6 protein-coding genes are annotated in these 6687 nt (G+C 60.9%); 5 read left to right on the top strand and 1 reads right to left on the bottom strand.

All coding sequences use genetic code 11. The features are described 5' to 3' along the window. Window positions 1–152: 152 nt before the first annotated feature. Complete coding sequence (locus tag HMPREF1024_RS21095) at window positions 153–752, bottom strand: inorganic diphosphatase (protein WP_009307786.1); 600 nt, start codon at window positions 750–752, stop codon at window positions 153–155. Window positions 753–1004: 252 nt separating this feature from the next. On the opposite strand from HMPREF1024_RS21095, the gene adhP reads away from it, so the two are divergent. The 5 genes from adhP to HMPREF1024_RS21120 all read left to right on the top strand — a co-directional run. Beyond that, on the top strand, window positions 1005–2015 hold the full coding sequence (gene adhP, locus HMPREF1024_RS21100; RefSeq protein ID WP_002906221.1) for an alcohol dehydrogenase AdhP: 1011 nt from the start codon (window positions 1005–1007) through the stop codon (window positions 2013–2015). Between the two features lie 170 nt (window positions 2016–2185). Then, window positions 2186–3808 (top strand): TIGR04028 family ABC transporter substrate-binding protein, encoded by a 1623-nt coding sequence (locus HMPREF1024_RS21105; protein WP_009307785.1) that lies wholly within the window; start codon window positions 2186–2188, stop codon window positions 3806–3808. 10 nt (window positions 3809–3818) lie between these two features. Continuing rightward, the gene (locus HMPREF1024_RS21110; protein WP_002906228.1) at window positions 3819–4763 is read left to right on the top strand and encodes an ABC transporter permease; all 945 of its coding nucleotides are present in this window, start codon (window positions 3819–3821) and stop codon (window positions 4761–4763) included. Further along, window positions 4760–5608 (top strand): ABC transporter permease, encoded by an 849-nt coding sequence (locus HMPREF1024_RS21115; RefSeq protein WP_009307784.1) that lies wholly within the window; start codon window positions 4760–4762, stop codon window positions 5606–5608. The genes HMPREF1024_RS21110 and HMPREF1024_RS21115 overlap by 4 nt, the downstream gene beginning before the upstream one ends. Further along, window positions 5605–6687 (top strand): ABC transporter ATP-binding protein (locus HMPREF1024_RS21120; RefSeq protein WP_009307783.1); only part of this gene is annotated, 1083 nt, incomplete at its 3' end. The genes HMPREF1024_RS21115 and HMPREF1024_RS21120, both read left to right, overlap by 4 nt.

Raw genomic sequence — 6687 nt, 5'->3', positions numbered from 1 at the left:
AAATGAAATGGTTGTACAATACAACCATCGCCTTCATCCTGCGTCAAGATGCAATATGGTGGGATAAGCGTTGTCGTGTGACGTGTGATTTTGCCGCCACAGGGATCGTGAAAGCGAATGCCGCAGGCGCCGGACAGCGCCCGCGATGAATATTATTGCGGGTTCTTCGCCTTCCAGGCCTCCCAGGCCGATTTGATCTCCTGCTTCGCGGCCGCGGCGTCATTAAAGCCGGCCAGCTCGACCTTTTTACGCCCCTCCGGCAGTTCTTTATAGACCCGGAAGAAGGCCTCCAGCCGCTGCTGTTCTATTTTCGGCAGATCGGAGATGGTCTTGATGTCGTCGTAGGTCGGGTCAATTTTACTGGCCGGTACGGCGATGATTTTGTCGTCTTTCTCACCGCCGTCTACCATCTTCAGCACACCAATTGCCCGCAGCTTAATCAGCGTGCCCGGGGCCATCGGCGCGCGGGTATAAAACACCACGTCCAGCGGGTCGCCATCCCCGGCCAGCGACTGGGTCAGCGAGCCGTAGTTCGCCGGGTAGGCCACCGGCATCGACTGAAAGCGGTCGGCGACGATAAACCCCGTTTTAGCATCGGTTTCGTACTTAACGATCCCGCCCGTCGGGATCTCAGTGACGGCGTAAAATTCTTCCGGGTTGTTTTCCGGCTGGGGAAATTCCAGCACATTGTGGGCCTGGGCGGCGGCGGACAAAAGCAGACCGGCGGTGAGGATGGTTTTTACCAGATGCATTGTTGTATCACTCTGTTGTTATAAGAAATTGATGCGCAAAACAATAGATTCGAGTGATGACAAAAACATGACCATTCAGCGTCAATATTATTACCTACCAAATATAGCGATATTGTCTGAATTTTGTGCTATCTCTGTAGCAAAAAGCCACATTCTGTACTAAGCGCCTTGTATTTTACCGCTCAGCGTCTAATCCTTATTGGGTACTATTGCATTAATTAAGTTAATCAATTCCCCCACAAGGAGACAGGCATGAAGGCAGCTGTTGTTACCCACGACCATCAGGTTAACGTCACGGAAAAAACGCTGCGCCCGCTGGAATACGGCGAAGCGCTGTTGAAAATGGAATGCTGCGGCGTGTGTCATACTGACCTGCACGTGAAAAACGGCGATTTTGGCGATAAAACCGGCGTCATTCTCGGCCATGAAGGGATCGGGGTGGTACAAAAAGTCGGCCCGGGCGTCACCTCCCTGAAGCCGGGCGACCGCGCCAGCGTGGCGTGGTTCTTCGAAGGCTGCGGCCACTGCGATTACTGTAACAGCGGCAACGAGACGCTCTGCCGCTCGGTGAAAAACGCCGGCTATACCGTCGATGGCGGCATGGCGGAAGAGTGCATCGTCACCGCCAACTACGCGGTAAAAGTTCCGGACGGCCTCGACTCCGCCGCCGCCAGCAGCATCACCTGCGCGGGCGTCACCACCTACAAAGCGGTCAAGGTCTCCCACATCAAACCGGGCCAGTGGATCGCCATCTACGGCCTCGGCGGGCTGGGTAACCTCGCGCTGCAGTATGCGAAGAATGTGTTTAACGCCAAAGTGATCGCTATCGACGTCAACGACGGACAGCTGGAGCTGGCGGCCTCGATGGGCGCCGACCTGACCATCAACTCCCGCAATGAAGATGCGGCGAAAGTTATTCAGGAAAAAACCGGCGGCGCCCACGCTGCGGTAGTAACCGCGGTGGCTAAAGCGGCCTTTAACTCGGCGGTGGATGCCGTTCGCGCCGGTGGCCGCGTGGTTGCGGTGGGCCTGCCGCCGGAGGCGATGAGCCTCGATATTCCGCGTCTGGTGCTGGACGGCATCGAGGTGGTCGGTTCGCTGGTCGGCACCCGTCAGGATCTGGTGGAAGCCTTCCAGTTTGCCGCCGAAGGCAAAGTGGTGCCGAAAGTCACCCTGCGTCCGCTGGAAGATATCAACGCTATCTTCAAAGAGATGGAGCAAGGTCAGATCCGCGGCCGTATGGTTATCGATCTGCGTAGCTAATCACCCGCGCCTCTCCCGTCCGGGAGAGGCGATCCCCCCTGGCACGTCCTCTCGCTTCCCAACCCGGGAAGTAAATGCAATTTCCGCAAATGCTTAGCGCAATTCCTTGGTTCCTTTGTTTTTAGCCGCGCCCGATGATGGCAACACAATAGATAACAAAGGAATTCACCATGCATCGTCATTTTCGCCTGCCCGCGCTGGCCGCGCTGTTTCTCACCGGCGCCTTTTCCGTCTGGGCCGCCGACACGCCGGTTAAAGGCGGCACCTTAATTTATCTGGAGCAGCAACCGCACACCAATCTCTATCCGCCCGCCGGCGGCTTTTACCCAAATGGCGGGATTCTCAATCAGATAACCGACAAGCTCACCTGGCAGAACCCGAAAACGCTGGAGATTGAGCCGTGGATCGCCGAGAGCTGGACCAGCAATGCCGATAAAACCGAGTACACCTTCCACCTGCGCAAAGGGGTCACTTTCTCAGATGGCACACCGCTGGACGCCGCCGCCGTCGCCAAAAACTTCGATACCTATGGTCTGGGAGATAAAGCCCATCGTCTGCCCGTCTCGGAGGTCATCAATAACTACCAGCGCAGCGAAGTGATCGACCCGCTGACGGTAAAATTCTACTTCAACAAGCCGTCGCCGGGCTTCCTGCAGGGAACCGCCACCATCGGCTCCGGTCTGGTATCTCTCAGCACCCTGCAGCGTAATTTTGAAGAGCTGGGCGATGCCCGACATATTATCGGCTCCGGCCCCTTCGTCGTGCAGGATGAAAAACCAGGCCGCGAGCTGACGCTGGTGGCGCGCAAGGATTACCAGTGGGGGCCGAAAAACATTGCCCAGCAGGGGCCCGCTAACCTCGACGGCATCACCTATATTGTGACGCCGGAAGACAGCGTGCGTATCGGCGCGCTGCTGGCAGGTCAGGCGGGCTTTATTCGCCAGGTGCAGGCCTACGATGAAAAGCAGGCTACCGATCAGGGATTTAAGATCTACGCTGCCCCTACCCGCGGGGTCAACGACAGCCTGAGCTTCCGCCCGGATAACCCACTGGTCGCCGACCTGCGGGTGCGTCAGGCCCTGCTCCATGCCACCAACGCCAGGCAGGTGGTGGAGACGCTGTTCTCCGCTAACTACCCGCAAGCCACCTCCGTGCTGGCCAGCTCTGCCGCCGGCTATGTCAATCTCAGCGATAAACTCACCTTCGACCAGGCCAAAGCCCGGCAGTTGCTGGATGACGCCGGCTGGAGGCCCGCCGCCGACGGTATTCGCAGCAAAGACGGTCAGCGGCTGGCGCTGACCGTCTATGAGTCGCTGCCGCAGCCGCAAAATAAGGAAGTGCTGCAGCTGATCGCCCAGCAGTGGCGCCAGGTGGGTGTGGCGTTGACGGTCAAAGCCGGGGATGCCGGTAGCCGTACGCTGGATAACCTCGACCCGCAGAAAACCCCGCTCACCGTCTCAGAAGTGGGCCGCGCCGACCCGGATGTGGTGAAAAGTATGTTCTTCCCCAACAACCGCGATGCGCTGCTGCAGAAAGGCGGCTCCAGCGATAAAGTGCAGCGCTTCCGCGATGATAAGCTCAATGACCTGCTGACCGGCATCTCCGCGGCGGTTGAGCCGCAGCAGCGCTTGCAGTTAACCGGTGACGCCCAGCGCTATCTGATCGATAACGCTTATGTGATCCCTATTTTCGAAGAGCCGCAGGTGTTCGCCGGCGCGCCGTGGGTCAAAGGCGTCAGCTTCGAGGCCGTCGGTCGTCCGTCGTTCTACGGCGCGTGGCTGGACAAGCACTAAGAGGCCGGTTATGAGCGCTTATCTTCTGCGACGATTCGGCCAGGGGCTGCTGGTCCTGTGGGCGGCCTTTACCCTCACCTTTTTCCTGCTGCAGGTCCTGCCGGGGGATGCGGTGCTGATCAAGTTTCAGAACCCGGACCTCGGCCTGAGCCCGGCGCAAATTGCGGAGATGCGGCTGGCCTACGGCGCCGATAGCCCGCTGTGGCGCCAGTACCTGCACACGCTGCTGGCGATGCTGCACGGCGACTTCGGCTATTCCCTGCAGGCGGGTCTGGCGGTCAGCAGTCTGATTGCCAGCAACCTGCCGGATACCTTAAGCCTCGCGCTGCCGGCCTTCCTGCTGGCCGTGGCGCTAGCGTTCGCCCTCGCTTTCGCCTCGCGGCTGCCGGGGCTGCGCTGGCTGAGCAATTTTCTGCAGTCGCTACCGGTGCTGTTTATCTCTCTACCTACCTTTTGGTTGGGTATCGCCCTGATCCAGCTCTTCTCGTTTCAGTTGCGCTGGATCCCGGTGATCAACCCCGGCCCACTGGAAGGACTGATTTTACCGGTTATCGCCGTCGCGCTGCCCATTTCCGCCCCGCTGGCGCAGATCCTGATGCGCAGCATGGATCAGGTGGCGGTTCAGCCCTTCGTCGCGGTCGCCCGCGCCAAGGGCATGAGCGAAACGGGCGTCCTCTGGCGCCATGTGATGGGGAATGCTCTGCTACCGGCGCTGAATATTGCCGGGCTGCTGCTCGGCGAACTGATTGCCGGGGCGCTAATCACCGAGACCGTCTTCGGCCGCAGCGGCCTCGGCCAGCTGACCCAGCAGGCGGTCAATAACCAGGATATCGCCGTACTACAGGCGGTGGTGATGATCTCCGCCCTCGGTTTCGTCCTGATCAACCTGCTGGTCGACCTGGTCATGCCGCGACTGGACCCCCGACTCCATTTACAGACCGGAGGTGCGAAATGAGCCTGGTCGACTATACCATCGCGGTTCGCCGCCGCCCGGAGTGGCGTAGAGTGCGCCTGCAGCCTGGCCTGTGGCTGGCGTGGGCGGTGATGATCGCCGCCCTGTTAATGGCCATTGCCCCACAGTGGTTTACCTCCTCTAACCCGCTGGAGGGGATCCCCGGCGCTCAGCGCCTGGCGCCGCAGGCGCACTACTGGCTGGGTACCGACCAGCTGGGGCGCGACCTGTGGACGCGGGTGGTTTACGGCGCGGTGCATTCCCTGTCGGCGGCGCTGATCGCCGTCGCCATCAGCCTGGTGGTGGGTACCGCCCTTGGCACCCTCGCCGGGGCGCTGGCCGGACGCGTGGAATCCACCATCATGCGCCTGGTCGATGTCCTGCTGGCTATCCCCTCCCTGCTGCTGCAGCTCACGGTGATTATTCTGCTGGGTTTCGGCACGGTAAATGCGGCGGTGGCGGTTGGCGTCGCGGCTATCGCCAGCTTCGCGCGCCTGGCGCGAGCAGAAGTGGTACGCGTGCGCCACAGCGATTACGTCGAGGCGGCCCGGGGCAGCGGCGGCACTTTTTTCGCCGTCTTCTGGCGCCATATTCTGCCCAACTCGCTCACTGCGGTGCTTGCTTTCGCGACGCTGCAGTTCGGTCAGGCGATGTTGGCCCTGGCCACCCTCAGCTTCCTCGGCTACGGCACTCCGCCGCCGGTCCCGGAGTGGGGACTACTGATCGCCGAAGGTCGCAATTACCTGTCAACCGCCTGGTGGCTGACCACCTTCCCCGGCCTCGCCGTGGTCGCCGTGGTCCTTGCCGCCAATCGTCTTAGCCGCCAGTGGAGTGGAGTACGCCCATGACCGTTCTGTCCGTTGAAGATCTACGCATCAGCTACCGCTCGCGGGGCGAATGGCGCGAGGTGGTGCACAACATCAGCTTTTCCATCCAGCGCGGCGAAATGCTGGCCTTCGTCGGAGAATCCGGCTCGGGGAAAACCACCACCGCGCAGGCCATTATCGGCCTGCTGGCGGATAATGCCCGCCGGGATGCCGGGCGGATTGTCCTCAATGGCGAAGTGATTAGCGACTGGTCGGATAAACGCCTGAACCGCCTGCGCGGAGTGAGCATCAGCCTGGTCCCGCAGGATCCCGGTAATTCGCTCAACCCGGTAAAAACCATTGGTCAGCAGGTGGAAGAGATCCTGCGGCTGCATCAGTCCCTCTCCGCCGCTGAGCGCCGACAGCAGGTTCTTAACCTGCTCGCTAAAGTCGGTCTCAGCCACCCGGAACAGCGTTTTGACCAGTATCCGTATCAGCTGTCTGGCGGGATGAAACAGCGGGTGCTGATAGCCATCGCCATTGCCCTGCAGCCGGATCTGATTATTGCCGACGAGCCCACCAGCGCCCTCGACGTCACGGTGCAGAAGCGCATTCTCGACCTGCTCGATATCCTGCGTCGCGAGTCGGGTACCGCCGTGCTGTTTGTCACCCACGATCTGGCGCTGGCCGCCGAACGCGCCGACCGGATCATGGTGTTTCGCCAGGGAGAGATTCAGGAACAAGGCGCCACCGAGACGATTGTCCAGCGTCCACAGCATCCTTACACCCGCCAGCTGCTCCACGACCTGCAGGATGCGCCGTTGGGGCTGGCGGCGGCGCGTCACCGGCCGCTGGCCACGCCGGCCATTCGCGTGGAGGGGATCAGCAAACGCTTCTCGCTGGGCAAACAGGCGCTGCAGGCGCTCGACAGCGTCAGCTTTGAGGTCAGACGCGGCAGCACCCATGCGCTGGTGGGCGAATCCGGCTCCGGGAAAACCACCCTGGCGCGGATCCTGCTGGGCTTTGAGCGCGCCGACGCCGGACAGGTCATCATCGACGGTATCGACGCCGGACATCTCAGCCGCGAGGCGCAGCGTCAGCTGCGGCGGAAAATCCAGTTT

Origin of the sequence: Klebsiella sp. 4_1_44FAA (assembly GCF_000238715.1) — a bacterium.
GTDB lineage: Bacteria > Pseudomonadota > Gammaproteobacteria > Enterobacterales > Enterobacteriaceae > Klebsiella > Klebsiella pneumoniae.
Note: the sequence above shows the minus strand (reverse complement) of the source record. Positions and strands in the feature narration are given on the sequence as shown.